The sequence below is a fragment of the Hymenobacter coalescens genome, assembly GCF_054783195.1.
Genome location: NZ_BAAGRA010000019.1, coordinates 569,084 through 593,196, shown reverse-complemented (window position 1 = coordinate 593,196; position 24,113 = coordinate 569,084). Strand labels below are relative to the sequence as shown.

Sequence of the window (24,113 nt, the reverse complement as noted above, 5' to 3'; positions counted from 1 at the left end):
GGGAGGTTAGTTCGTGGCCAGCACTTTGTAGCCAGTGCCGTTAATAGCTTGGGCGACCTGCGCGGCGGGGCTTTTGGCCGCATCAAAGCGGACTTGCGCTGTGCCCTGGTCGTAGGAAACGGTCACGGCCTGCACGCCCGGCAGCTGCTGCACCGCGTGCTCGACGTGTTTCGCGCAGGCGTCGCAGGTCATGCCCCCGATGCGGTAGTTCGCCGTTTGCCAGACCGGTCCGGCTGCACTTGCGGCCACTGGAACGGGTGCGACTGGGGTGGGGTACAACTTTGCCCCGTAGTAAGGGAAGGCCAGCAGCAGCGCCGCCAGTACCGTTACCACACCTAGGAAGACCTTGGACTGCATAAAGGTGGGTTTTGTGTCCACTGTGCAGCCGCAGGCATCGGCGGCCGGCGCTGGTTTGAGTTGCTGATACCAGGCAAAGCCCAGTGCACCCACGGTAAGGGCTACTGAGTAGGGCCGCAGGGGTTCGAGCCAGGCAAAGGCCGAGGCCACGCCGCCCAGGCCCCCCAGGACCGCCAGCAACGGCGTGATGCAGCACAGCGACGCGGCCAGCGCCGCCACCAAGCCGGCCCCGAGCAGGGGTTTGTTGGAAGAAGGGGAAGTATTCATAAGGCCGATTGAAGCGAAGGAGTGGCCGCTAAGCCCGCCAATAGCGGTTGCAGAATGGGTAAATGCGGTTGGCTGAGGGCATAAAACACGGTCTGGCCGACCTTATGGGCGTGCAGCACGCCCCCATCTTTGAGCTTGCGTAAGTGCTGGGACACGGCCGAGACGGTCATTTGCAGCACGTCGGCGATGTCGCACACGCACAACTGCTGTTCGTCGGCCAGTAGCAGCAGAATTTTTAGGCGCACCTCGTTGCCGGCCAGGGCTAGGACCGAGGCCAGGGACTGAAGGGCCGGCTCAACGTGCGCCAATCGCGCCTGGCACTGCTCGATACGGGCCGTATCAGCGAATACCCGGATGCAGGCAGTAGCTTTTTTAGTCATGGTTATGCAAAGGTACTACTTGCGAATTTAAGCAATTGCTAAAATAAAAAGTTTCTTCTTTTTAAGCTAAAGCGCAGTCTTTGCTTGCATTTCATCACAGTATCTCACGCAGCGGGCCGGCTTTGGGCCACGGATAACCTCGACGCGCTGCTGGACGGCAAAATGGCCCACAACTACGTGGCGCCCCGCCGCGACGTGCAAGGCCAGATTTTCTTTCAGCGGACCTGGCAACCCGGTGAGATTATTCTGACCAACACCAAGCAGCGCATCGGCAACATCCTGCTGCAGTACGATGCCTACGGCGCGCAGCTGCTGGCCGTGCCGCAGAAAGGCCGGCGTGACACGCTCCTGCTGAACACGAATTCCATTCAGGGCTTCGTGGTGCAAGATGAGTTGATTCCGAACCGCGTGCACACGTTCCGCCGTTTCGATAACGCCCCGCGCCCTGACCAGCAGCATAAGTACGTGGAGGTATTGCATGATGGCAAATATTCGCTGCTCAAGCGCCACGGCCGGCAGATATACCGCGGCGACGACGGGCGGGTGTTCAACAGCGGCCGTAATTATGACCGGATCGAAGAGCACGTCACCTATTTCCTGAGCCGCCCCGACGGCAGCGCGGTGCAGGTAAAGCTCAATGCTAAAGCCATCAGCAACGCCGCGCCGGCCCTGGCAGCCGCCATTAAAACCGAGATGGAGCGTCAGCCGGCCAAGACGGAAATGGAAGTAGTGGCCCTGCTGCGCAACGTAGACAAAGCGCAGTAACTGGGAACCCACGAAAAAGCCCCCGCGCCGGTATCCGGTGCGGGGGCTTTTTCGTGGGTTTGTATATGCTACGCTTTCGGCCGCTTGTAAAGCGGGACGGTGCTGCACGGCTCGCCGTACATGATGCTGGCCGTTACGGGCAGCAGCTTTTGCATGATGGCCACGTAAGCGTAGGTGGGCACCGGCTCGTTGCCACAGCCTTTGACCACCAGCTTGGCGTCGCGGTAGTCTTCGGGGTTGATGGCGGCAATGGCTTCGTGGAACAGTTCCTGCTCCAGCGCCTCCAGGTTGCCGAACACGTAGCGGTGCGCGTGTCCCTGCAGTTTCGAAGCCAGCAGCATGTAGGCCCAGGTGGGCACGATGGCATCGGCCGAGCAGATGATGGCGACGTTCTTGCCGTCGTACTGGCTCCAGTCGTGCGTTTTGACAAAGTCCCGGAAGTCCTTCTCGCGCAGCATCAGGCCGTGAAAGAGGTTGTCCTTGATGTCGTACACAACCCGCTCGCCGGGGTGCTTCAACTCTTCCAGATTGAAGCTGACCAGGGCGCTCTGCGCGACGCGGTTGATGATTTCGTCCATGGTAGTAAAAGCAATGACGGCGGCCGCAGCGGCCGTTGCCGGTAAAACAACGGCCGGCCGGTTTCGTTCGACCTTCGATGTGGCAAAGGTAAACACGGGAATCACTGCTCGACTGCAAACAGCTTTTGCAGCCTCTTAGCAGCACCCGCACTCCAACGCTTGGTGGCCGGGATAGCGACGCCGGGTCAGGTCTGCGTAGGTTTAGGAGTCGTGGTATATACTTCTTTCAGGTAGAAGGGCTCGTAGTAGGCCAGGTCCTTGAACTCCTGTCGGGCGTAGGCAGCCTCGGCCAACTGCGCCACGGCAATGGCCGAAGGCTGTACGTTGGTCAGGAACTGGGCATTGGGGTTATCAGCGACCAGCGGCTGGAACTTGGCGGCACCGCTGCCGAAGAATACGACCGGACCTTCGGCCAGCTCGCCGGCCCAGCTTTGCGCATCAAGGATCATGGGCTCCGGGGCGTGCAACTGCTGCCCATCGGCGGTGTACAGGGCGGCATACACTTCCATGCGACGCGCATCCAGCAGCGGCGCGAAGCGGTATCGACCGGCACCGGGCACCTGCTGGGTTACCTGGTGGGCCAGCGCGGGCAGCGTGCCCACGGCCAGCAATGGCAATCCAAGGGCGTAGCACAGGCCCTTAGCCGCCGCCGCGCCAATACGCAGGCCAGTGTAGGAGCCTGGCCCATCCGAAACGGCAACGGCTGCCAGTTGCGCCAGCGTATACCCCGCGTTGCTGAGCAACTGCTCGATGAGCACGGTGAGGTGCGAAGAGTGCGACTTTTCCAGCCGTAGCTCGGCGGCGGCCAGCAGGGTGCCGTTCAGCGTTAGGGCTACCGAGCAGACGGGCGAGGAAGTTTCAAGAGCGAGAATCAGGGGCATGGAAGCGGCGCAAAATCAGGAAAGCAACAGGGCAGCGTCAAACCAGACGTCCTCGAAGCCTTCATCATCTATGATGAAGCGAAAACCGGGAGGCAAAGCTAAGTAGGTAATTACTTCGGGTTTGATGGCGAGCAAGTGCCGCAAGTGAACGGGCCGAAAGAAGTCATCAGCTTCGGATAACTCGCCTGACCATAGATACCAACACGAAATATTCCCTGCTTCGGCATGCCGCAAGCCATGCGTTGGCTGCTCTTTGCCTAGGTTGTTTGATATTCCAACTATGGAATTAAAATCTACTGCTGCGTAGGGTTGACCCTGAATTTTGCAGATTTCCTGCTGGGCAGCAACAAAGGATTGGTATGCAGTTTCGGGCATAATTCGAGCACCCCAAGTTTATCCCAACAAAAAAGCAGACCCGAAACCGAGTCTGCTTCCTGCTAGCAAAGGTAAGCTAAACCTCACTGCTTGTGGGATGTGCCGCTGCTCTTCATAGCGCTGGCTGACTTGCCGCCCGGTTTCAGCAGGGAGCTGTAACGCGGCTGGTCGTTGAGCACCTGCACGGCGGCCAGGATGTTGGGGTCGTCGTCGAAGGTAGCCTCGATCTGGCCCTTCTGGAAGTAGTAGCGCGACACGATTTCCTGCTCCAGCAGCTCCCGGATTTCGGGCTTGAAGCGCTGCAGGTCGTTGGCCTTGTTGGTCACCACTTTCTTGCGAATGGCTTCCAGCTCGGCCTTCACGTCGTCGTAGTGCTTTTCGTCCTTGGTCTGCGTGGTGAGGCTGGCCAGGGCTTTTTCGGCGGGCGTGGAGTAGCTGATGTCCTTGCCCTGCAGCCACTGCGTGAACTTCTGGTACTCGGCGTCCGAAAGCTGGAATTCGCGCGAAGGCGGAATATTTTGATGCTCAGCGCGGTAGCGCGTGGCGTAGTCGAAGAGGTAGTTTTTCTGCAGCAGCACCCGCGTGATGGCGGCTACTTCCTGGTCTTTCACTTCCACGTCGGGGGCTACGCCGCCGCCGTCGTACACCACGCGGCCGGCGTGGGTTTTGAAGGCCGTGCGGAGCGAGTCGGGCACCTTGCCCAGCGTGCCGTCGTCGGCGCGGTGCGAGTAATCGATTTCCTGGATGCAGCGGCCGCTCGGAATATAGTACTTGGCCGTCGTCACCTTTAGCTGCGAGTTGTAGCTCAGGGGGCGCGTGGCCTGCACCAGGCCCTTGCCGAAGGTCCGCTCGCCCACCACCACGGCGCGGTCGTAGTCCTGCATCACGCCCGTCACGATTTCGGAGGCCGAAGCCGAGCGGCCCGAGGTAATGATGGCCAGCGGAATCTGCGTATCGAGCGGCGCGTCAAGGGCCTTGTAGGTCTTGTTCCACTCGGTCACCTTGCCCTTGGTGCTCACGATGTCGAGCCCTTTGTCCACGAACAGGTTCGAGATGTTCACGGCCTCGTTGAGCAGCCCGCCGGGGTTGTCGCGCAGGTCAAACACGATTTTCTTGGCGCCCTGCTCCTTGAGCTTGGCCACCGCGTTGCGCACCTCGCGGGAGGCATCCACGGTAAAGCCCGAGAGCTGGAAGTAGCCGATATCGTTGGTGAGCATGCCGTAATAGGGCACGTTGTCCACCTGAATTTTGTCGCGGGTGATGCTGATTTCGACAGGCGCATCCTGCCCGTAGCGCGTCACCATGAGCTTCACGGTGGAGTTGGCCTGGCCCTTCAGCAGCTTACTGATATCGGAGTTGGTCTTCTTGTCCAAGCTGATGCCGTTGATGGACAGAATTTCGTCGCCGGGCAGCAGGCCCGCCTTCTGGGCCGGGAAGCCTTCGTAGGCCGTCTGCACTACGGTTTTGCCGCTGCGCTTGATGACCACCGCCCCAATGCCGCCGTATTGCCCGGTCGTCATGGTGCGGAAATCCTCGATGTCGTCCTCCGGAATGTAGTTGGTGTAGGGGTCGAGCGACTTGAGCATCGCGTCGATGCCGGTCTTGACCATTTTCGAGGGAGGCACGTCGTCGACGTAGTACGTATTCACCTCCTTGAAAAGGGTGGCGAAGATGTCGAGGTTCTTCGCGATTTCGAAGTACCGCTCACTGTCGGTGGCCGACTTGAAAGAAAACAGCAGGGCGGCACCGGCGGCAAGGCCGAGGGTAGTTTTGCGGACGTTCATAGGAGGCAGTAGCTGTACAACACAGACACTTATACCGCGGCGGAAGTTGCCTTGTTCGGCCCGGCTTCCCCGTCGGCAGTGCGTACCAAACGCTCTAGCCCTGAAATTAATTTATTCTGCACCACGGTGAAAGGCTTTTTTTCCTTTCCCGAGTAGATAATGGCCAACTGCCCAACGCGGTGCCCGCCGGGCGCCTCCGTTAAGCGGTGCTTGTTCAACCGGTACGCCTCCCGTAGGAGGCGTTTGAGGTAGTTGCGGTCGACGGCGCGCTTAAAGCTGCGCTTCGACACGCTCACCAACACCTGTGGCGGGGCCGTGGTGGCCTCTGCGAGCGGTAGCCAGACCAGCCGCAGGGGGTACATACCAAAAGAAGAGCCCTGGCCGAAAAGCTCAGTGATAAGCTTTTTACGGCACAGGTGCTCTTCTTTCGAAAACGTGTAAGCGCGCGCGCCCGGCATGTAAAGCAGGGGCACAGTCGGAGTGTTGCCGGAGTTCAGCAAGCGAACTGTGCGACGAGGCTACTAGCGCTTGTGTTTGTGCTCGTCCGAAACGGTGAGCTTTTTGCGACCTTTTTTGCGGCGAGCGGCGAGTACGCGGCGGCCGTTGGCAGATTCCATGCGCAGACGGAAGCCGTGCTTGTTACGGCGCTTGCGCTGAGAAGGCTGAAACGTTCTTTTCATGACGGGGCACGGTTATGTAAGGCCGGCAAAGGTAAGGACTTATATCGGAAAAGGCAATTGCGAATTAGCGTATGTGGAAGAAAGTTGCATTCCGGCAATGCGTTACGGGGCAGGCTGCCCTTTTCCGCCGTAGCTTTGCTACGCGTTTGATGTGCTGCGCTGTATGATTCACTACTACGTCTCGTTTGCCAACCCCCTGACCTTTTACCTGCAGGTCCAGCTGCAGCTCGCGGTGCCCGCCGAGGCCACCGAGCCGCTGGAGCTGCAGCTGCCGGCCTGGCGCCCGGGACGCTACGAGCTGCAGAACTTCGGCCAGAAAATCCAGCGCGTGGAGGCTTTTGACGCGGATTCCGGCGCTCCGCTGAGCCTGCAGAAGCTCACCAAGGACCGGTGGCAGATCGAGCAGGTAGCGGGCCGTACGGTACGGGTGCAGTACAACTTCTACGCCCACCAGATGGACGCCGGTGGCTCCTGGCTCGACGAGACGCAGCTGTACCTGAACGGCATTCAGTGCTTCATGTACGCCGAAGGCCGCCGCTCGGAGCCCTGCCAGCTGCACCTGGCGCTGCCCGAGGGCTGGCGCATTGCCTGCGGCATGCCGGAGGTGGAAAAGCACGTGCTCCAAGCCGCGTCGTTCGATGAGCTGGTGGATTCGCCGCTGATTGCCTCTCCCACCCTGCAGCACGCCCAATACGAGGCGGGTGGGTTGCCCTTTCACGTGTGGGTGCAGGGCTCGGAAGCCCGCCCCAACTGGCCGGTGCTTATCCGCGACTTCAAAGCATTCAGCGAGGAGCAGCTGCGGCTGTTTGGCGGCTTTCCGGCCCGCGACTACCACTTCCTGAACCAGATCCTGCCCTACAAACACTACCACGGCGTGGAGCACCTGAATTCCACCGTGGTCACGCTCGGGCCGGCCGAACTGCTGATGACCGAGGGCCTGTACAAGGAATTTCTCGGCGTGAGCTGCCACGAGCTATTCCACGTCTGGAACATCAAAGCCATCCGACCGGCCGAGATGCAGCCCTACGACTACACCCGGGAGAACTACTTCCGGACCTGCTTTGTGGCCGAAGGCATCACCACCTACTACGGCGAGTACCTACTGGCGCGGGCGGGCGTGCGCACGGCCCGGCAGTACTTCGAGGAAGTAAACACCGTGCTGCGCAAGTACTACGACGACCACGGCCGCTACCACCTCTCAGTGGCCGATGCGTCGATGGACCTCTGGCTCGACGGCTACAAGCCCGGCGTGCCCGACCGCAAGGTGTCCGTGTACCACAAAGGCGCACTGGTGGCCCTGCTGCTCGATTTGCACATCCGGCGCCTGCACCACCACCAGCGCAGCCTCGACGACGTGATGCGGCGCCTGTGGCAGGAGTTTGGCCAGACCGGCATCGGCTACACCGAGGACGACTACCGCCGCATCGTGACAGAAGTGGCCGGCACCGACATGGACTGGTACTTCGAGCAGCACATCTACGGCACCCAGGAGCTGGAGCCAGCCCTGGATGAAGCCCTGCACTTCGTGGGCTGCGCGCTCATGATTCAGCCCAGTGCCTCGGCTTCCGAAGGGCTGTTCGGGTTCCGCACGGTGGTCAAAAACGAGCGGACCGAGGTAACCGACATCTACCCCGACTCGCCGGCGGCCCGCGCCCTGACCGTGGACGACCAGATTGTGGCCGTGAACGGCCGCCGCGTGGATATGAACCTGCAGAACCTGCTCAGCACCGGACAACCGGAGTACGATATCAGCGTATTTCGGCAGGACCGCCTGCTGACGGTGCCGCTGCAGGCGGAGCCCGGCCAGTGGTTCTGGTCGAAGATTACCGTGGATAAGCGCCCCGACGCTACGCCGGCCGAGCAGGCCAGCTTCCGCCAGTGGCTAAACCAAGCCTTTTAGTCGTTTCGCCACCTCCGCCGCTCCGAGTATGTTCCCGCTCCGTCCGCTGCCGGCCCTGCTGATGCTGGGGGGCCTGTGCCTGCTGACTTCCTGCTCGCTGCGCATGCAGACGGCGGAGCGTGCCAAGCCGGGCGTGCCGGGCCGCCCACCTTCGCCGGCGGTACTGGCAGCCATGTCGCAGCCTTCCCCCGCGAAAAAGCGCCCCGTGCCGCCGCCGGTGTACCGCTTCGGCCACCTCGACACGCTGGCCGTCGGCGACAAACTCCTGCGCCTCTACCCCGGCTCCCGCGACACCTACGAGCGGCTGCCCGTGCAGGAATGGCTGCTCAGCCAGGCCGCCAACGAAGGCGACGAGCTGGACCCGGAAGCCGAAGAGCGGCGCCGCCTGCGCAAAGCCGGTGCCAGTGTTCAGCGCAGCGGCCCTACGCTCGCCCTACGCTGCCGCAATGGCAAGGCCGTGCGGCTGGTGAACAACCCCACCGAAAACTACGAGAGCAACGTGCTTTACGAATACGTGGCCGCGTTGCCGCGCATTCACCACTGGCTGATTGCCGTGCGCCTCTACGAAGGCGGCTACTACCTGCTGGTGGATCAGCAAACCGGGCGGCAAACGGTGGTTTGGAGTCCGCCGTCCGTGTCGCCCGATGGCCGCTACTTCGTGTGCGGTTCCTCCGACGTGCTGGCCCGCTACGAGCCCAGCGGCCTGCAGGTGTGGAGCATGAAGGCGGGCCGGCCCGAGCTGCTCTGGGAGCGGCAGACGGAATGGGGCGTCAGCCAGCCCCGATGGCTAGATGGGCACACTATCCTCTTCGAGCAGGACTTTATGCACAACGGCGACGTAGACACCCGCGTGATGCGGCTGACCTTGCCGGACTGAAGAACAGAGTAAGAGGCTGTACGGAAAGGGGTTTGGGAGTCATCGACATCAATAACTCCTATCCCTACACCCTTTTAACCTGATCTTACCCCAACAAAAAGCCCCGCCGGACGAATCCAGCGGGGCTTTTACTTATTGACCAGCATCAAACGCTAGTCAGCTTTGCGACCGGGGCCTTTCTGGCTGCTGTCGACCGACATGGGCCAGTTGCCCTGCGGGTTGCTGCGCGGCTTGTTGGAGGCATTCGAACGGATTTCGTTCTGGTTACCACCAGCAGCGTTGTTACGGGTTTCGTTGCCTTCTTCCGAAATGTGGTTGCGGCTCACGTTCTGCGTCTGATTGCCGCCGCTGTTCGAAGTCGGAACCTGGCTGTTTTCCAGGTGGGTATCCTTCTGGGAGTTCGGAATCAGCTCCTGGTTCTTATTGTGGTTATGCTTGCTTTTGCTCTGTGACATGGCGGGAGGTCGTTATGGGGAAACGAATACTGCTTTTACCCCGACTTCCGCTGCCGGGTTGCCTTAGGCCAGCACTTCTTCCACGCGCACCAGGTCGCCGAACTGCTTTTCGCGCTCCTGAATTTCCTCCTGCGTTAGGTTCAGCAGGCGCTCCGTGCCGAATTTCTCCACGCAGAACGAGGCCATGGCCGAGCCGTGAATCACGGCGCGCTTCAGGTTCTCGAACGAGCAGTCGTCGGTGGCGGCGATGTGGCCGATGAAGCCGCCCGCGAACGTGTCGCCGGCGCCGGTCGGGTCGAATACTTCTTCCAGCGGCAGCGCGGGGCAGAAAAACACCTGCTTCTTGTGGAAGAGCAGGGCGCCGTGCTCCCCTTTCTTGATGATGAGGAACTTCGGCCCGAGAGCCAGGATCTTGCGCGCGGCCTTCACCAGCGAGTATTCGCCCGAAAGCTGACGGGCTTCCTCGTCGTTGATGCTGAGCACGTCGACCATCTGAATGGTTTCGAGCAGCTCATCCATGGCCACGTCCATCCAGAAGTTCATCGTGTCCATCACAATGAGTTTGGGACGATTCACGAGGCGTTGAATCACCAGGCGCTGAATCTGCGGGGTGAGGTTGCCCAGCATCAGGTACTTACAGTCCTGGTAAGAATCGGGGATGATAGGGTCGAAATCGGCCAGCACGTTCAGCTCGGTGGCCAGCGTGTCGCGCGAGTTCAGGTCGCGGGAGTACTTGCCGGCCCAGAAGAAGGACTTCTCGCCTTGCTTGATCTGCAGACCCTCCACGTTTACGCCGTGCTCCTGCAGCAGCAGGATGTCCTTGTCGTGGAAGTCGTCGCCGACCACCGACACGATTTTTACCGGCTTGACGGAGTAGGAGGCTGCCAGCGAAGCAAAAGTGGCGGCGCCGCCTACGATTTTGTCGGTTTTGCCGAAGGGCGTTTCGATGGCGTCGAAGGCCACGGTACCGATTACGACCAAGCTCATAGTAGAGAAATCAGGGAGTGACGAGGGAAAACTAAGTTGCGGGGTTAAACCGCAATTGACAAAAAAAAGTCCCCGGAGCGAAAGTTCCGGGGACCTGAGAGGGTAAGTAATGGGGCTCGAACCCACGACCTTCGGAATCACAATCCGACGCTCTAACCAGCTGAGCTATACCTACCGTGTTGGTTTAGGTTGGCAAAAGTAGCGCAACGGGGGCTTGCAGGCAATATTTCCCCTGAAAAAATTTTGCGCCTGCCTCCACCAATGGCGCATCGGACCGGGTTTGCTGGTCCCTGGCCACTGCTGTTCTGCCTGACACGGCGGCATATACGCCGGCCGCCGCCAGGGTCACGCCAAGCGAAAAAGCCAGCCTGGCCGCTACCGGACGGCAGCTGCGCAGAATGGCCAGATTCAGGATAAAAGCCGCGCCCCCGAGCGCGGTGCCCATCAGCCCACCAACTACGGCCAGCAGCAGGGGCAGCAACGCCAGGCCCGCCTGCCAGGGAGCCAGCGGAGGCGCGAGTAGCAGGCGGTAGCCATCCAGTTTCAGCTCGGGCACGATGTCGTACGCCGGGCGCCGCAGCTCCACTTGCCGCATGTGCCCGGCGGCGTCGGGTAGGGCGTATACGCGCGGATTGCGGCCCGTAAAGGCCGTGACCTCGCGCCCATCGGCGTAGAGGCGCAACCGGCCCGTAAACAGCGAAGAAGTAACGCGCAGCGCGGGGGCGCCGGGCGGATTGATGGTATATTCCATGGGGTTGGGATGCAGCACGAGCCTGGAATAACGGCCAGAATACCGTCGAGGTTGGGAGCCGGCCGGGCCGGGCGGCAGCGGCGCCGTACCTTTGCGCTTGGAATCACCGTTTTGCCCGTTATGACTGAGCCGACTTCTGACCAAGCCAACCTGCCGCAATCGTTCGACGATTTTAAGCTGAACAAGCAGCTGCTCACGGCCGTGGCGGAAGCAGGCTTTGAGCGCCCGACGCCGGTGCAGCAGCAGGCTATACCGCTGCTGCTGGCCGGCCACGACTTGCTCGGCGTAGCCCAGACCGGTACCGGCAAAACGGCGGCCTTTGGCCTGCCGCTGCTCATGAAGGTGAAGTACGCGCAGGGCACCCATCCGCGCGCCCTGGTGCTGGCCCCGACCCGGGAGCTGATTCTGCAGATTGAGACGCACCTGAAGAAGCTGGCCGTGTACACCGACCTGCGCATCGTGGCGGTGTACGGCGGCGTGGGCGTCAAAACCCACTCCGAGGCGGTGTTGAAGGGCGTCGACATCCTGCTGGCTACCCCCGGCCGCCTGATGGAGCTGTACGGCCGCGGCGACCTGATTTTTAAGGAGCTTAAGACTCTGGTGCTCGACGAGGCTGATAAGATGATGGACATGGGCTTCATGCCCCAAATCCGTCGCCTGCTTGAAATCATCCCGCGCAAGCGGCAGAACATGCTGTTCTCGGCCACGATGCCGGCTAAGGTGGAAGAGCTCAGCGCCGAGTTTCTGGAGTTTCCGGTCAAAATTGAGGTGACGCCACCGGCCGCGCCGGCCTCCACGGTAGCGCAGACGCTGTACCAGGTGCCCAACTTTCTAACCAAGATTCACCTGCTGGAGCACCTGATCAAAGGCCAGGAAGAGTTTAGCCGCGTTATCATCTTTGCCCGCTCCAAGGAAACGGCCGACAACATTCACCACTTCCTCCACCGCAAGATTGAGGGCGAAGCCCGCGTGATTCACGGCAACAAGGGCCAGAACACGCGCCTGAACTCCATGGACGCCTTCCGGGAAGGTAACATCCGCTTTCTGGTCGCTACCGACGTGGCCGCCCGCGGCATCGACGTGCCGGCCGTCAGCCACGTCATCAACTTCGACGTACCGGTTATCTACGACGACTACGTGCACCGCATCGGGCGCACGGGCCGGGCCGAGCTGACGGGCGCCGCCATTACCTTCGCCACGCCCGCCGAAATGCCCCACGTGCAGCGCATCGAGGAGCTGATGAAGCAGCCCATTCCGCAGCTGGAGCTGCCGGCCGCAGTGAAGGTAACCGAGACGCCCTTCGAAGAGGCGCAGCGCATGGCCCGCGAGCTGGACGCACTGCGCCGCAAGCAGGACCCCGATTTTCAGGGGGCCTTCCACGAAAAGCAGGAATGGCTGAAAACGGGCGTCACCATTGACAAGCGCACCGGCAAAACCTACGATGGCCCCGAGCGCAGCAAGAAAGGCAGCAAGGTGAATCCGTCGAAGGGCCGCGCCTCGTCGCCGACGGCCAAGGCCGCCCGGACGGCCGCCGCCAAAAACCGCAACGCCCGGCGGAAATAAACAAAACGGCCCTGCTGCTCAGCAGGGCCGTTTTGTTGATATTGGTTTCTAGCCTCAGTTGCTGCCGTGCTGAAACAAGTGGCTGAAACGGATGGCCAGGAAGGCGCCGGCGGCTCCCCACAGCAGCGCGCTCCAAAACATATGCAGCAGAATGTGGTGGCGCCGTACGCCCAGCAGCGTGGCAATAACGGCCCCACCGATGGGCGTAAACAGCACCGGGGTCAGAAAAGCAATGCCACCGATGCCAAACCGGCTGAACACGCGCACAATCTGCCGGCTGCGGCGCGTAAAGACGGGCTGATGGCGCAGGCGCCGTCGACGCTGCAAATGTGCCGTGAAGGCCCTCCCTACCCCCGTAAAGACGAACACGCTGGTCATCATGCCGGCTACCGACAGGACCCAGATGACAAAAAACGGCAAGCCCGCGGCGGCTCCCGCCAGCGGGCCCCCGAAGAACTTGACCATGCTGAGCAGGAACACGGACGCGTATTTGACGACGTGCGGCATCACGGACGGTCAGGCGTTAAGCGTTTCGGGCAAAGCAATCGGAACATAGCGGGCTGACCCGGCGACGGCGCGGTTGGTTCCCGTAATGTGAGCAGCAGCGCTGCTAGAGCTTGCTGCCGTAGGCCAAATCCCCCGCGTCGCCCAGGCCGGGTACAATATACGCGTGTTCGTTCAGGTGGTCGTCCATGGCGGCCAGCCACAGTTGGGCTTCGGGCACTTCCTGCATCACGTGCTGCACGCCCTCGGGCGAGGCAATGACGGCGGCAATGTGCACCTGCCGGGGCCGGCCAAAGCGCAGCATGGCCCGGTACGTCAGCGCCAGAGACTTGCCGGTAGCCAGCATGGGGTCGGCCAGGATGAGCACGCGGCCGTCGAGGTTGGGGGCCGACAGGTAATCTACCTGCACCTCCACCCGCGAGGTGGCCTCGATGCGGTAAGCCGCCACGAAGGCCGAGGGCGACTGATCAAAGTAATTCAGAAAGCCCTGGTGAAAAGGCAGCCCAGCACGTAGCACGGTGGCCAGCACCGGAAAATCGGCCAACAGCTCACCGGTCGACTCGGCCAGCGGCGTCTGCACCGTTTGATGGGTGTAGTCGAGCTGCGAGCTGATGCGGTAGGCAATGATTTCGCCCAGGCGCTGCAGGTTGCGGCGGAAGCGCAGCGAGTCGCGCTGCACGGTCACGTCGCGCAACTCGGCGAGGAAATGGTTGGCAATGCTGGGCTCAGCGCACACAATGTGCACGCGGCCGCTTTGGGTCAGCGCATCCAGGTCAGGTACCACGGGCGGGTGGTTTGGGTGAGGGTATAGTACGGCACGGGCCGCGCCCCGAAATTCGCAAAAAACCGCGCAATACTCGGAATCATGCCGCCTTCGAAGTCGAGCACGAGGCCGGGCGTGCCGGCGCAGCGGCGAATGGCCTCATCGAGCAGCAGCAGGGGGGCGGCCACTTTCTTACCGGCCGGAGTAGCGGTGGCAAACAGGTACACGAGCCGGCCGCGGTAGCGCACGAACAGCGCTCCGGCCAGCAACTCGGCGGTGCCGGGGGCGTGAGCTAGGAGCAGCAGCGTTTGTTGCTGGCCGTGCAGCGCCACCTGCAGCTGCTGCAGCCGCTGGTAGTACGCGGGCTTCATGCCGCTGACCTCCGCGCCTTTCTCCCGCTGAAACAACTGGATCAGCGCCGCTGCTTCTCCGGATTCGGTTAGCTCCACGGCTAGTTTTTCGCGCTGCTGCCGCAGGCGGCGGCGGTAATCGGCGCAGTAGCCGGCCTGAATCGTTGCGTACTCGGCTTCCAGCGGCAGGTGGTAAGTGACGCGCTCGGCCGCTTGCCAGTCGGGCGGCAAGGAGGTGGGTGCGGGGTTGCCGTCATTGAGCTGCAGGTGCAGCCGGGCAAAGCGGCCGGCGAGCAGGCGCAGGTACTCCCCTGCTTCCCGGTGCTGACTAGCAGCTGTTGTCAGCAGGCCCAGCTGCTGGGTAAAGGGCGGCTGCAGGGCTTCGCGGCCCCAGGGACGGCGCTGCACCGGCACCGGCAGCACCGACAGGTAACTGCCGGCCGGGCCGGGCTCTACCACGGCGTCCCAGGGGCCGGCGTTGGTAGCCAGCAGCCACGCAGCCTGCGCATACGGCACCGCCTGCTCGGCCGTCGCCACGCAGGCATTCCAGGCAGACAGGTCAAGCTCATGGTGGCGGAGGTAGCGTAGCGGCACGCGGGCAAAGGTAACCGTAGCGTGGTCCTACCGGAGTTCGGTCACTGGCAGCAGGAACCAAAAACAAGCGGCGCCCCGACTCCGGGATTCGGGGCGCCGCCGTAGGCAGCAAGCAGGCCGCTTAGGCCGCTACTTCCTCTTTTACTTTGGCAAACTGCACGCTGGCCAGCAGCTTCACGTCGTCGCTCACCACGATGGCACCGGCTTCGGTGACGCCGTTCCAGGTCAGGCCGAAATCCTTGCGGCTGATTTTGCCGCTCACCTCGAAACCGGCTTTTTCGTTGCCGTAGAAATCGGTAGCCGAGCCGCCGTACTCCACGTCCAGGGTTACCGGACGCGTCGTTTCGCGGATGGTCAGGTTGCCCTCTAGCTTGTATTCGCCTTCCCCCACCTTGCGCAGGCTGGTCGACTCGAAGACCAGCTTGGGGTGCTGCTCGGCGTGGAAGAAGTCCGCCGACTTCAGGTGCTGGTCGCGCTGCGCCTGGTTGGTGTCGATGCTGTCGATGTCGGCCGAAAAACGCACTTTGGCGTTTTCAAACGAGTCGTCGGTGGATTCGACCTCGCCCTCAAACGTTTTGAACGAGCCGGTGACGGTGGAAATCACGAGGTGCTTGATCTTGAACTGAACCTCGGAGTGCGTGGGGTCGAGAACCCATTTCGTGGTGGCCATGGTATTTGGTTTGTTGTGGCCGGCCTAGCCGGCGGGTTTGTTGTTTCTGTTATGAGGCAGATGCTGTCGCATTCAACATGACAAAGATAAAAAGCATGTATGTACATTTGTTGTAAGTAACCATGAGGTAACCGGTAACCTCTACCCTACCGCATCCTCGTATTTTGCTCTGCCATGTCGACTGCCCAAGCTTGCAACGCCTACCTCCGCCCCGTACGTGACGCCATGGACGTACTCGGCGGCAAGTGGAAAATTCCCATCATCATGCTGCTCTCTATGAAGGAGCGGCGTTTCAAGGAAATTCAGCGCGAAATCGGGGTGACGGCCAAGGTGCTGTCGCAGGAGCTGAAGGACCTGGAGAGCCACGAGCTGGTGAAGCGCACGGTGTTCGACACGGTGCCCATTTCGGTGGAGTACGCGCTGACCGACTACGGCCGCACGCTGGAGCGCGTCATCGGCGAAATCCGGGAGTGGGGCGTGCACCACCGGGAGCGGATTCTGGAGCACAGCTAGGGTTGCCTGCAGGTACAGGCTGCGGCCCTGCCTTTAGCGGTTTAATCTGCTAACGGATGGCTTCGTTGTCCTCTCGTCACACTCCTATGCTGGTGGCCATGCTGGCTGGCCTTGGCTATGCCCTTGCGTACCGGCGGGTATTCAATACCGCCCGGTGCAGCGCCTCGGCGGGCTGCTCATGCTGTCTTTTCTGGTGGCGGTGCTGCTGGGATTGGGCGCTCTGGCAGCCCATTTTCCTGGCAGGGCGCCCGGCTCTACAAGCTGTTCGAGCCCATGGATGACAATCGGCAGGCCCCCCTGTTGGTATCAGCCATAGCTGTGCTGCCCCTGTTGGCGGCCGTGGTAGAAAGCCGGTTTGCCACGCCCGACAGCCTACGGCGGGTCGAAAACGTGGTGGATATTGCCGCGCCGCCGGCAGTGGTCTGGCAGCGTATCATCCGGGTGCCGCCCATCCAGGCCGCCGACGTCGGCCCTAGTCTAATGGTGAGCCGCATCGGTTTCCCGCGCCCGGTAGAAGCCACTCTCACGCACGAGGGCGTGGGCGGGGTGCGTCATGCCACCTTCGAGCGGGGCTTGGATTTTATCGAAACCGTGGATGAGTGGGTGCCGCAGCGCAAGCTGTCCTTCAGCATCAAGCCGAACACGGCCACCATTCCGCCCATTACCTTCGACGAGCACGTAACCGTGGGCGGACCGTTTTTCGATGTGCTGCGCGGTACCTACGAGCTGCGGCCCTTCCCCGACGGCCGCACCCGCCTGATCCTGTACAGTCAGCAGCGTCTGAGCACCAACCTGCATGATTACGCCGGCCTTTGGACCGACTACGTAATGAGCGAGATTCAGCGCCGCATTCTGCAGGTGGTCAAGCGCAGTTGTGAGGCCGGGGTGCGTTAAATAAGAATACTGATCTGCGGCTCGAAGTTGCTATGCCCAAGTGCCTATGGGCGCTGCGCCCGTTGACGGGCTTCCACGGGCTGCTCCGCATGGTGTAAAAAAAAGAGCACCAGCCTTAGCCGGTGCTCCCGAAGCAATATCTTGTTTGGCGGTTTCTACCGCAGCAGCTTGCTCGTCTGCGCGGCCGTGACTTTAGCCTGCATGTCGCGCACGGCCTGGGCAATGCCGGCGGCATCGTAGCCGCATTCCTTGTACAGCTCGTCCTGGGAACCGTGCTCCACGACCTTGTCGGGGATGCCGAGGCGCTTGACGGGCAGCGAGTAGCCGTGGTCGGCCATGAACTCCAGCACGGCGGCGCCGAAGCCGCCGGGCAGGCAGCCGTCTTCCACCGTCACCACGGCCTTGTAGCGGCTGAATACCTGGTGCAGCAGCTCTTCGTCGAGGGGCTTGCAGAAGCGCAGGTCGTAGTGGCCGGTGTCGAGGCCTTCGGTGAGCAATTGTTGCGTGGCGCGCACGGCGTAGTTGCCGATATGGCCGATGCTGAGGATGGCCACGTCGCCCTGGCCTTCGCGCACGGTGCGGCCCGTACCTACGGCCACGCGCTGCAGGGGCTTGCGCCACTCCGGCATCACGCCTTCACCGCGCGGGTAGCGGATGGTGAAGGGGCCGGCGTTTTCGGGCAGGGAGGCCGTGTACATCAGGTTGCGCAGCTCCTCCTCGTTCATGGGCGAGGCCACGACCATGTTGGGCACGCAGCGCATGTAGGCCAGGTCGTAAGCACCGTGGTGGGTGGCGCCGTCGGCCCCGGCAAAGCCGGCGCGGTCGAGGCAGAACACCACGTGCAGGTTCTGCAGGGCTACGTCGTGCACTACTTGGTCGTAGGCCCGCTGCATAAAAGACGAGTAGATGTTGCAGAACGGCACCAGGCCCTGCGTTGCCAAGCCAGCGGAGAAAGTCACTGCGTGCTGCTCGGCAATACCCACGTCGAAGGCGCGGTCGGGCATGGCCGCCATCATGATGTTCAGCGAGCAGCCCGAGGGCATAGCCGGCGTCACGCCCATGATTTTGGAGTTCTGCTCAGCCAGCTCCACCATCGTGTGGCCGAACACGTCCTGGTACTTCGGCGGCTGCGGCTTGTCGGGGACTTTCTTGTAAATCTCTCCGGTGATTTTGTCGAACAGCCCAGGCGCGTGCCACAGGGTCTGGTCCTTTTCGGCCAGCGCGTAGCCCTTGCCCTTGGTGGTGACGCAGTGCAGCAGCTTGGGACCCGGGATGGACTTCAGATCCTTCAGAATCGAGGCCAGGTGCTGCACGTCGTGCCCGTCGACGGGGCCGAAGTAGCGGAACTTCAGGGCTTCGAACAGATTGCTCTGCTTCATCAGCGTCGCCTTCATGGCCGACTCGACTTTGCTGGCAATGGCCTGCGGGTTGGGCCCGAATTTCGAGAGCTTGCCGAGCACGTTCCACAGCTCGTCGCGCACGCGGTTGTAAGTGCGCGAGGTGGTGATGTCGGTAAGGTATTCCTTGAGCGCGCCCACGTTGGGGTCGATGCTCATGCAGTTGTCGTTGAGGATGACCAGCAGGTTGGTGTTGGCCACGCCGGCGTGGTTTAGCGCCTCGAAGGCCATGCCGGCCGTCATGGCGCCGTCGCCAATCACGGCAATGTGCTGCCGCTCAAACTCCTTTTTGTAATCGGAGGCCACGGCCATGCCCAGGGCCGCACCGATGCTGGTGCTGCTGTGGCCCACGCCGAAGGCGTCGTACTCGCTTTCGGCGCGCTTCGGAAAGCCCGACAGCCCGCCGTACTTGCGATTGGTGTGGAACTGCGCGCGGCGGCCGGTCAGGATTTTGTGGCCGTAAGCCTGGTGTCCCACGTCCCACACGAGCTGGTCGTAGGGCGTATTAAATACGTAGTGCAGCGCCACCGACAACTCGACCACGCCTAGCGAAGCCCCGAAGTGGCCGCCGTAGATGGAAACCGTGTCGATGATGTACTGCCGCAACTCTTGGCTGACTTGGACCAGCTGATCTTCGCGCAACTCTTTCAGATCGGCGGGCGAGTTAATCGCCGCCAGCAGGGGTCCGGGTTCGACAATCATCGGGGTCAGGGTACGGCAATCGGTGGGAGGTAGTCGGCTAACCGGCTTAACTGCCAGATTGTTGCGGGGCGACAACAAAGAGGCGCAGGCTAGCGGGCAAAGGTACGACATTTTCAAGGTGCCGGTTCACACTAGTAGGTTATCGTGCTATTCGTTCAGGGTGTACGCTGGTCGCGTTCTAACTAGCTGCAGCAATTGACCTTGGCCAACAGCTTCTCCATTCACGCCGGAGCTTGTCAGCTTTCATTTCACGCTTTAGGCAGCTCCCGCACTTCTATTTGGCGCCCACAGATCAGCCGCGTTTCTTTTTCCGCGTCCGCCACCAGCCGCACGGGCAGCGCCAGCGTTGGCTTAATGGTTTTTTTACTCACCCGCCGCAACCGATATCCGTACTTTTGCCTGTCACCTTCCCACCTTCCCGCATGACTACGCCCCAGCAGGACCGCCAGCTGCTCGATAAACTGTCGCCTTCGCGCATGCTATTGCCAGTGGTCATCGGGCTCGGAGTGGTCGGGTTTATGTTCTGGCGCAGCTACCGGCCCGGCGACCTGGCCGGGCTGGCCCACGCCAAACCGGAGTGGCTACTGGTCACGCTGCTGGTGCTGCTGATTCGCGACCTGGGCTACATGTACCGCATCCGCCACATCGCCGAAAAGCAGCTCACGTGGAAGCAGAGCGTCGACGTGATTATGATCTGGGAGTTTGCCTCCTGCCTGCTGCCCTCGGCCGTTGGCGGCACCGCCATTGCCTCGCTGCTCCTCAACAAGGAAGGCATTCCGCTGGGCAAGTCGCTGGCCTACATCATGGTAACGGCCATGCTCGACAATCTCTACTTCGTGGTGGCCGGGCCACTGGTGTGGCTGCTGGCTGGCTCCCACATTTTTCCGCACGAAACGCTGGATTCAGGCTTGGTGGTGACGCTCAAGGTGGCGTTCTGGGTTAGTTACGTGTTCACCATGGCTTATTCCGGGCTGATGGCGTACGCGCTGTTCGTGAATCCGCACTCGGTAAAGCGGTTCCTGGTGCGCCTGTTTTCCCTGAAAGGCCTGCACCGCTGGCGCCGCCGGGCCTACCACCACAGCTTGGAAATGGTGCACGCCTCCGCCGAGCTGCGCGGCAACAGCTTCCGTTACTGGGCCGAAGCAGCCCTGAGCACGGCCTTCGTCTGGACGGCCCGCTACTTGGTTATCGGCTGCCTGATTGCGGCTTTCATCGATGTGTCGTGGGGCGACTTTGGGACCATCTTCGCCCGCAACCTCGTCTACAAGGTAGTGCTGCTGATTGCCATTACGCCCGGCGGCGCAGGCTTTGCGGAAGGGGCTTTCCCCATGTTTTTCCGCACGTTTGCCGGCTCGGCCACGATGACCAACTTCATCCTGTTGCTCTACCGCATCGTGACTTATTACCTCTACCTCATCCTGGGCACCATTTTCCTGCCGCGCTGGGTGGGCCGGGTGTTCGGTCGGCAAGCCGTCAAGGAGGTTATGGCTTCGTAGCTCGCAGCTCCGGCGCGGGCGCAGCCGGCACCGGGCGCTGGTAGGTTTGCCAGAACTCGGGCCGGTAGGGCACCGGGCTGCTTTCCGGAAGCACTGCCGGCCCGGGCTGCTCGGTCGGCAGCGCTTCCACCACAGGTACGCCCGGGTACATTTCGCAGTATTTCTGCACGTAAAATGGCTGCCCTGTGAGCCTGCGCCCGATGCTCAAGCTTTGCGCGACGCTGCTACTGACCCGGTAACGCCCGTTGGCGTCCTGCACGTAGCGTACCACGTGGCTGGTGCGCTTGTCCGTGTACTGTTGGTTGTAGAGCCGGGCCGACAGGTTATTGCCGCCCCGGTATTTGCGAGCCACGGCGTTGTGAAACAGGGTATCGTACTGCCACAGGGCCTCGTAGTGCACCACGGCGTAGTCGCGCTGCCGAATGCGTACCCGGCCGGAGTAGCCAGTTATCAGGTACTGGTCGGTGGTGCGGTGCGTCGCGCGCTTGGCGGCGAAACTGATGAGGTAGTAGGTTTCGTCGCCGCGCTGCTCAATACTGTCGAGACGCACATCGTACTTACCGAGCGTACCCAGCTTAAACAGCGGCGAGATGCGCACCGGGTCAAAGCCGCCGCTGAAGCCGTGGCCGCCTTCGACGTAGCTGAATTCCTCGCCACTCCCGGGCTGGGCTGCGGGCAGGGGCACTATCTCATGCTTTTCCAGCGTCCGGCTGGTTGGCTTGGCCCCCAGCATCAAAAAGCCGCCGCCCCAGCGCCGGGCCCCGGCCGGCACACGCATTTCGCTCACGGACTCCATTGCACCGCGCAGCGAGTCGTAGTTGCTGACGCGCCGGTGGGTGTAGGTCTGGGTGCGGTAGTCGCGCTGCTCGTAGTTGACCGCCGTAGCCTTAATAACCCGTCGCATAATGTGTTTGGGATTTTGCGAAGCGGCGCTGACGCGCACCGCGCCCAGGGCGTAAGCCGTAGGCCGTAGGCGCACCGTCAGGCCCGGTTTTCCCGCCGCGGCCAGGCTAGCCGACTCGTAGCCCAGGCAGCTCACCTGCACCAGCTCCCCGGCGTGCACGGCCAGCGTGAACCTTCCTTCGGCATCGGAGACCGTGCCAGCGGCCCGGGCGGGCACCGCAACGGAAGCAAACGGGACGGGCTGCCCGGTGCGGGCATCCAGCACCACGCCTTGCAGGCTCCGGCGAGCCGCCTTGGCGTTGGCTACCGCTTTGGCCCGAACGGCCGGGTTCAGACGAGTGGAGGCGGGGCGGTTTTCGTGATACGGCTTGCTGTCGGCCACCGCTTCGGCCGCCGAAGCAGCGCCGGCGCCGTGCGGTGGATTTACCGCGCGCAGAAACAAAAAGCCGTCTACTACCTCGCTCCAGGGCCCGCTCAGCGGCTGGTACTCGAAGGCGTACGTAGTCAGACGCCGGCCCGCAGCGGCGTGTTTGAGGCTCACAAAGCCGTACTCGTGCCCCGTGGCCAGCAGCTCGGCTTCGAGCGTGCCCGGAGCGGGCGGCGGCACGGGCTGGTAGCCGCCCATGCCCAGAAAGCCGTGGGTGCCGCCACCGGCCAGCGTGCCGAGCACGTACACCGCGTCGGGGCCCAGGGCTGCTTTCACGGCCCGGCCCATCGGGTGGTAGGCTTTCATTTCGGCGTCGTCCAGGGCCTCCACCTTGTTGGCCAAGTGCGGCAGGGCGCCCCAGCAGATGACTTTTTCCTGAGGGCGCTGGCGCAGGTACCACAGCAGGTTGTCGGCCATCTGCGCGTCGCGTGGGTTGCTGTCGGGAGCTTTGAATTCCTGCTCCGTTTTGGCGCTGGGGTCGTTGGTGGCGTAATCGTGGGCCAGGGAATGCAGGCTGCGCAGCGTTTGCAGCCAGAAGGCCGCCCGCTCGCGCCGCCGGGCGTCGGGGCCGACGGCTACCTTTTCCAGCAGCTTGCGCGCTTTGCCGAGCTGCAACTGAAACAGGGCCGGCTGGTGCGTGGGCGGAAACAAATACATTTCCCCCATCACGCCCAGGCACTCGTCCAGGTAGTTGTAAGCAATGGCGTCGGCGCCTTTTTCGGGTTTGAGAAAGGCTTCCAGCTCCTCCAGCAGCTCGTCCTGGTACGGCCCGGTCAGCTGGTTGTCGAAGCCCGCCACGCGCAGGCCGCCGCGGCCCAGCAGCGGCAGCAGCGCCTGAAACTCCCGGGTGCTCGTCCAGACCGGAAACACCCCGCCCGCTACGGCTTCGGGCACCAGCACACCGGCTTCAATGGCGCGTTGCCCACGGTCCAGCTCGTAGAAGCCGCTTTCAAAGGCGACGGTGGTAAAACCCATGCGCTGCTGCAAGAACCGAACAAGGCGAATTTTGGCTTCGAATACGTTGCCCTCACCGTGGGTAGGCTCGCCCAGCATCACCACCCGGGCCGCGCCAATTTCGCGCTGCAAAAACGCCAGGTCCCGAAAATCAGGGTCGGTGGGGCTGATGGTGCGAACCGGCTGCACAGGCAGCGGCTCGGCCATTTGGGCCCGAACGGGCGCGCTCAGTAGGAACAGGCCGAGGGCGAATAACCCGAATAAGCGCCAAGGCAGACGATGATGCATCACACTAGCAGTTAAAGTTCCGCAAGCTAGTGGATGCAATCAATTTTGTACAGTGGGTAAGCACGCGCAAAAAAGGCCCTGCCAGCTCTGGCAGGGCCTTTTTATAGTATCATATCAACGGCGTACTTACTCCGCTTCCAGCTGCAGCTCCGCGCCGTCGGGGCTGCGCAGCGTGAGGCGGTCGTCGGTCAGCGTGGCCACGTCAAAAGTGTTGCTGGCGTTGCCGTTGTCGGGCGTCATAGTGATTTTCTTACCGGCTTGGTCAAAGGTGTATTTACCATTGATCGACTGCGTGGGCGAGGTCATTACGTACTGGCCGTTGGCAAAAAAGCGGATTTCTTCCTGCTTCTGCTCGGACGTTTGCTTGACCTTGTCGCCGGTGGCATCTTCCTCTTTGCGGGTTTTCCACACCTTGCTTTCGGTACCGTAGAGCATGTTGACACCTTCTACTTTGCCTTCCTTGCTGCCGCAAGCGTAGGTCACAAGGGTCAGCAGCATGAGCAGGCTGGCTAAGTAGTGCAGGGGGGTGTTGAATGGTCGTTTCATGGGGAGTGTCTGGAATGGAGAATGGATGTAGGGGGTGCGCTTCGCGGCTACCGTCGGGTTGGTTGCCGTTGGGCGTTTCTTACGGGCAGTCGGCCAAAGGGTTAAGCCGAACCTATTCCCAAGCGGCCGCGTAAAGCACCTCGAATCCGCTGTACCCGGTATGGCGGCCTTCGTTCCCCACACCTCAACCAAGACCACACTATGGGACTCTTTGATTTCCTGAGCGATAAGGGCGAGAAGAAGCCCGTACAACCTACCCAGCCCCAAACCGGCAGCGCTACCGATTTCTTCGGCAACAAGGCGCAGCCGGCGGCCGCACAGCCGGCCGCGGCGCAGGGCGAGAGCTACACCGTGGTAAGCGGCGACTCGCTGTCGAAAATCGCCAAGAACCACTACGGCGACGCCTCCAAATGGCACCAGATCTACGACGCCAATAAGTCCACCATCGGCTCCAACCCCGACCACATCGAAGTGGGCCAGGTACTGAAGCTGCCGAAGCTGTAAGACGCTTC

Annotated in this window: 26 protein-coding genes and 1 tRNA gene; 8 read left to right on the top strand and 19 right to left on the bottom strand. The window is 62.0% G+C overall.

Annotated features, from left to right (window positions below; translation table 11 throughout):
* Positions 1 to 6 precede the first annotated feature (6 nt).
* Both merTP and ACYVKQ_RS18885 read right to left on the bottom strand, forming a co-directional pair.
* The gene (gene merTP, locus ACYVKQ_RS18890; protein ID WP_044017963.1) at positions 7 to 624 is read right to left on the bottom strand and encodes a mercuric transport protein MerTP; all 618 of its coding nucleotides are present in this window, start codon (positions 622 to 624) and stop codon (positions 7 to 9) included.
* Complete coding sequence (locus ACYVKQ_RS18885; protein WP_044017964.1) at positions 621 to 1,004, bottom strand: ArsR/SmtB family transcription factor; 384 nt, start codon at positions 1,002 to 1,004, stop codon at positions 621 to 623. Before ACYVKQ_RS18885 ends, merTP begins: the two co-directional genes overlap by 4 nt.
* 84 nt (positions 1,005 to 1,088) lie before the next feature.
* Between ACYVKQ_RS18885 and ACYVKQ_RS18880 the strand changes: the two genes are divergently transcribed.
* Positions 1,089 to 1,769, top strand: a complete 681-nt coding sequence (locus ACYVKQ_RS18880; RefSeq protein ID WP_460676908.1) for a hypothetical protein — start codon at positions 1,089 to 1,091, stop codon at positions 1,767 to 1,769.
* Between the two features lie 68 nt (positions 1,770 to 1,837).
* Here ACYVKQ_RS18880 and ACYVKQ_RS18875 read toward each other — a convergent pair whose 3' ends face one another.
* From ACYVKQ_RS18875 to rpmH, 6 genes are all read right to left on the bottom strand, one after another.
* Complete coding sequence (locus tag ACYVKQ_RS18875) at positions 1,838 to 2,347, bottom strand: DUF2480 family protein (RefSeq protein WP_460676907.1); 510 nt, start codon at positions 2,345 to 2,347, stop codon at positions 1,838 to 1,840.
* Positions 2,348 to 2,532: 185 nt separating this feature from the next.
* On the bottom strand, positions 2,533 to 3,228 hold the full coding sequence (gene tsaB / locus ACYVKQ_RS18870) for a tRNA (adenosine(37)-N6)-threonylcarbamoyltransferase complex dimerization subunit type 1 TsaB (RefSeq protein ID WP_460676906.1): 696 nt from the start codon (positions 3,226 to 3,228) through the stop codon (positions 2,533 to 2,535).
* Positions 3,229 to 3,243: 15 nt separating this feature from the next.
* Positions 3,244 to 3,603, bottom strand: a complete 360-nt coding sequence (locus ACYVKQ_RS18865; RefSeq protein WP_460676905.1) for an immunity protein Imm33 domain-containing protein — start codon at positions 3,601 to 3,603, stop codon at positions 3,244 to 3,246.
* Between the two features lie 83 nt (positions 3,604 to 3,686).
* Complete coding sequence (locus ACYVKQ_RS18860; RefSeq protein WP_460676904.1) at positions 3,687 to 5,387, bottom strand: S41 family peptidase; 1,701 nt, start codon at positions 5,385 to 5,387, stop codon at positions 3,687 to 3,689.
* 29 nt (positions 5,388 to 5,416) lie between these two features.
* The gene (gene rnpA / locus ACYVKQ_RS18855; RefSeq protein ID WP_460676903.1) at positions 5,417 to 5,860 is read right to left on the bottom strand and encodes a ribonuclease P protein component; all 444 of its coding nucleotides are present in this window, start codon (positions 5,858 to 5,860) and stop codon (positions 5,417 to 5,419) included.
* Between the two features lie 48 nt (positions 5,861 to 5,908).
* Entirely contained in the window at positions 5,909 to 6,067 is a 159-nt protein-coding gene (rpmH, locus tag ACYVKQ_RS18850; protein ID WP_078014902.1) for a 50S ribosomal protein L34, read from the bottom strand.
* Positions 6,068 to 6,230: 163 nt separating this feature from the next.
* Here rpmH and ACYVKQ_RS18845 point away from each other — a divergent pair, with 163 nt between their 5' ends.
* Together ACYVKQ_RS18845 and ACYVKQ_RS18840 are read left to right on the top strand one after the other, a co-directional pair.
* Positions 6,231 to 7,967: a M61 family metallopeptidase gene (locus tag ACYVKQ_RS18845; protein WP_460676902.1), complete on the top strand. Its 1,737-nt coding sequence runs from the start codon at positions 6,231 to 6,233 to the stop codon at positions 7,965 to 7,967.
* 28 nt (positions 7,968 to 7,995) lie between these two features.
* On the top strand, positions 7,996 to 8,844 hold the full coding sequence (locus ACYVKQ_RS18840; protein ID WP_460676901.1) for a TolB-like translocation protein: 849 nt from the start codon (positions 7,996 to 7,998) through the stop codon (positions 8,842 to 8,844).
* A 152-nt stretch (positions 8,845 to 8,996) separates the two neighbouring features.
* Here the strand turns inward: ACYVKQ_RS18840 and ACYVKQ_RS18835 are convergent, their stop codons facing one another.
* The 4 genes from ACYVKQ_RS18835 to ACYVKQ_RS18820 form a co-directional block, all read right to left on the bottom strand.
* A complete protein-coding gene (locus ACYVKQ_RS18835) occupies positions 8,997 to 9,299 on the bottom strand; it encodes a hypothetical protein (protein ID WP_460676900.1) in 303 nt (100 codons plus the stop codon).
* Positions 9,300 to 9,362: 63 nt separating this feature from the next.
* Positions 9,363 to 10,286, bottom strand: coding sequence for a PfkB family carbohydrate kinase (locus ACYVKQ_RS18830; protein ID WP_460676899.1), 924 nt, complete (start codon positions 10,284 to 10,286; stop codon positions 9,363 to 9,365).
* A gap of 101 nt (positions 10,287 to 10,387) precedes the next feature.
* Positions 10,388 to 10,461 (bottom strand) — tRNA-His (locus ACYVKQ_RS18825).
* A 9-nt stretch (positions 10,462 to 10,470) separates the two neighbouring features.
* Complete coding sequence (locus tag ACYVKQ_RS18820; protein WP_460676898.1) at positions 10,471 to 11,037, bottom strand: hypothetical protein; 567 nt, start codon at positions 11,035 to 11,037, stop codon at positions 10,471 to 10,473.
* A gap of 120 nt (positions 11,038 to 11,157) precedes the next feature.
* Here ACYVKQ_RS18820 and ACYVKQ_RS18815 point away from each other — a divergent pair, with 120 nt between their 5' ends.
* Positions 11,158 to 12,600, top strand: coding sequence for a DEAD/DEAH box helicase (locus ACYVKQ_RS18815; protein WP_460676897.1), 1,443 nt, complete (start codon positions 11,158 to 11,160; stop codon positions 12,598 to 12,600).
* 54 nt (positions 12,601 to 12,654) lie between these two features.
* On the opposite strand, the gene ACYVKQ_RS18810 is transcribed toward ACYVKQ_RS18815, so the two are convergent.
* The 4 genes from ACYVKQ_RS18810 to ACYVKQ_RS18795 form a co-directional block, all read right to left on the bottom strand.
* Positions 12,655 to 13,107, bottom strand: coding sequence for a hypothetical protein (locus ACYVKQ_RS18810; protein ID WP_460676896.1), 453 nt, complete (start codon positions 13,105 to 13,107; stop codon positions 12,655 to 12,657).
* 103 nt (positions 13,108 to 13,210) lie between these two features.
* Entirely contained in the window at positions 13,211 to 13,888 is a 678-nt protein-coding gene (gene upp / locus ACYVKQ_RS18805; RefSeq protein ID WP_460676895.1) for a uracil phosphoribosyltransferase, read from the bottom strand.
* Positions 13,864 to 14,811 (bottom strand): GNAT family N-acetyltransferase, encoded by a 948-nt coding sequence (locus ACYVKQ_RS18800; protein WP_460676894.1) that lies wholly within the window; start codon positions 14,809 to 14,811, stop codon positions 13,864 to 13,866. Before ACYVKQ_RS18800 ends, upp begins: the two co-directional genes overlap by 25 nt.
* Positions 14,812 to 14,932: 121 nt before the next feature.
* The gene (locus ACYVKQ_RS18795; protein WP_460676893.1) at positions 14,933 to 15,481 is read right to left on the bottom strand and encodes a YceI family protein; all 549 of its coding nucleotides are present in this window, start codon (positions 15,479 to 15,481) and stop codon (positions 14,933 to 14,935) included.
* Positions 15,482 to 15,655: 174 nt separating this feature from the next.
* Between ACYVKQ_RS18795 and ACYVKQ_RS18790 the strand changes: the two genes are divergently transcribed.
* Complete coding sequence (locus ACYVKQ_RS18790) at positions 15,656 to 15,994, top strand: winged helix-turn-helix transcriptional regulator (protein WP_460676892.1); 339 nt, start codon at positions 15,656 to 15,658, stop codon at positions 15,992 to 15,994.
* Between the two features lie 318 nt (positions 15,995 to 16,312).
* Positions 16,313 to 16,888 carry an SRPBCC family protein gene (locus tag ACYVKQ_RS18785; protein WP_460676891.1) on the top strand — a complete coding sequence of 192 codons (576 nt, stop codon included), beginning with the start codon at positions 16,313 to 16,315 and terminating at the stop codon, positions 16,886 to 16,888.
* Between the two features lie 155 nt (positions 16,889 to 17,043).
* On the opposite strand, the gene dxs is transcribed toward ACYVKQ_RS18785, so the two are convergent.
* Positions 17,044 to 18,987 carry a 1-deoxy-D-xylulose-5-phosphate synthase gene (gene dxs / locus ACYVKQ_RS18780; protein ID WP_460676890.1) on the bottom strand — a complete coding sequence of 648 codons (1,944 nt, stop codon included), beginning with the start codon at positions 18,985 to 18,987 and terminating at the stop codon, positions 17,044 to 17,046.
* Between the two features lie 422 nt (positions 18,988 to 19,409).
* Here dxs and ACYVKQ_RS18775 point away from each other — a divergent pair, with 422 nt between their 5' ends.
* Positions 19,410 to 20,483, top strand: a complete 1,074-nt coding sequence (locus ACYVKQ_RS18775) for a lysylphosphatidylglycerol synthase transmembrane domain-containing protein (protein WP_460676889.1) — start codon at positions 19,410 to 19,412, stop codon at positions 20,481 to 20,483.
* Here ACYVKQ_RS18775 and ACYVKQ_RS18770 read toward each other — a convergent pair.
* A complete protein-coding gene (locus ACYVKQ_RS18770) occupies positions 20,470 to 23,055 on the bottom strand; it encodes an erythromycin esterase family protein (RefSeq protein ID WP_460676888.1) in 2,586 nt (861 codons plus the stop codon). The genes ACYVKQ_RS18775 and ACYVKQ_RS18770 overlap by 14 nt on opposite strands.
* A gap of 126 nt (positions 23,056 to 23,181) precedes the next feature.
* Positions 23,182 to 23,601, bottom strand: a complete 420-nt coding sequence (locus tag ACYVKQ_RS18765; protein ID WP_460676887.1) for a lipocalin family protein — start codon at positions 23,599 to 23,601, stop codon at positions 23,182 to 23,184.
* 201 nt (positions 23,602 to 23,802) lie between these two features.
* On the opposite strand from ACYVKQ_RS18765, the gene ACYVKQ_RS18760 reads away from it, so the two are divergent.
* Complete coding sequence (locus ACYVKQ_RS18760; RefSeq protein WP_460676886.1) at positions 23,803 to 24,105, top strand: LysM peptidoglycan-binding domain-containing protein; 303 nt, start codon at positions 23,803 to 23,805, stop codon at positions 24,103 to 24,105.
* The last annotated feature ends 8 nt before the right edge of the window (positions 24,106 to 24,113 follow it).

Bases quoted from the DNA above. Each gene is read 5' to 3' on its own strand.
- ACYVKQ_RS18845 (WP_460676902.1), top strand. From the start codon at position 6,231: ATGATTCACTACTACGTCTCGTTTGCCAACCCCCTGACCTTTTACCTG.
- ACYVKQ_RS18765 (WP_460676887.1), bottom strand. From the start codon at position 23,601: ATGAAACGACCATTCAACACCCCCCTGCACTACTTAGCCAGCCTGCTC.
- ACYVKQ_RS18835 (WP_460676900.1), bottom strand. From the start codon at position 9,299: ATGTCACAGAGCAAAAGCAAGCATAACCACAATAAGAACCAGGAGCTG.
- ACYVKQ_RS18820 (WP_460676898.1), bottom strand. From the start codon at position 11,037: ATGGAATATACCATCAATCCGCCCGGCGCCCCCGCGCTGCGCGTTACT.
- ACYVKQ_RS18810 (WP_460676896.1), bottom strand. From the start codon at position 13,107: ATGCCGCACGTCGTCAAATACGCGTCCGTGTTCCTGCTCAGCATGGTC.
- ACYVKQ_RS18790 (WP_460676892.1), top strand. From the start codon at position 15,656: ATGTCGACTGCCCAAGCTTGCAACGCCTACCTCCGCCCCGTACGTGAC.
- ACYVKQ_RS18775 (WP_460676889.1), top strand. From the start codon at position 19,410: ATGACTACGCCCCAGCAGGACCGCCAGCTGCTCGATAAACTGTCGCCT.
- ACYVKQ_RS18865 (WP_460676905.1), bottom strand. From the start codon at position 3,603: ATGCCCGAAACTGCATACCAATCCTTTGTTGCTGCCCAGCAGGAAATC.
- dxs (WP_460676890.1), bottom strand. From the start codon at position 18,987: ATGATTGTCGAACCCGGACCCCTGCTGGCGGCGATTAACTCGCCCGCC.
- ACYVKQ_RS18885 (WP_044017964.1), bottom strand. From the start codon at position 1,004: ATGACTAAAAAAGCTACTGCCTGCATCCGGGTATTCGCTGATACGGCC.
- tsaB (WP_460676906.1), bottom strand. From the start codon at position 3,228: ATGCCCCTGATTCTCGCTCTTGAAACTTCCTCGCCCGTCTGCTCGGTA.
- ACYVKQ_RS18840 (WP_460676901.1), top strand. From the start codon at position 7,996: ATGTTCCCGCTCCGTCCGCTGCCGGCCCTGCTGATGCTGGGGGGCCTG.
- ACYVKQ_RS18770 (WP_460676888.1), bottom strand. From the start codon at position 23,055: ATGCATCATCGTCTGCCTTGGCGCTTATTCGGGTTATTCGCCCTCGGC.
- rpmH (WP_078014902.1), bottom strand. From the start codon at position 6,067: ATGAAAAGAACGTTTCAGCCTTCTCAGCGCAAGCGCCGTAACAAGCAC.
- ACYVKQ_RS18860 (WP_460676904.1), bottom strand. From the start codon at position 5,387: ATGAACGTCCGCAAAACTACCCTCGGCCTTGCCGCCGGTGCCGCCCTG.
- ACYVKQ_RS18875 (WP_460676907.1), bottom strand. From the start codon at position 2,347: ATGGACGAAATCATCAACCGCGTCGCGCAGAGCGCCCTGGTCAGCTTC.
- merTP (WP_044017963.1), bottom strand. From the start codon at position 624: ATGAATACTTCCCCTTCTTCCAACAAACCCCTGCTCGGGGCCGGCTTG.
- ACYVKQ_RS18830 (WP_460676899.1), bottom strand. From the start codon at position 10,286: ATGAGCTTGGTCGTAATCGGTACCGTGGCCTTCGACGCCATCGAAACG.
- ACYVKQ_RS18795 (WP_460676893.1), bottom strand. From the start codon at position 15,481: ATGGCCACCACGAAATGGGTTCTCGACCCCACGCACTCCGAGGTTCAG.
- ACYVKQ_RS18760 (WP_460676886.1), top strand. From the start codon at position 23,803: ATGGGACTCTTTGATTTCCTGAGCGATAAGGGCGAGAAGAAGCCCGTA.
- ACYVKQ_RS18815 (WP_460676897.1), top strand. From the start codon at position 11,158: ATGACTGAGCCGACTTCTGACCAAGCCAACCTGCCGCAATCGTTCGAC.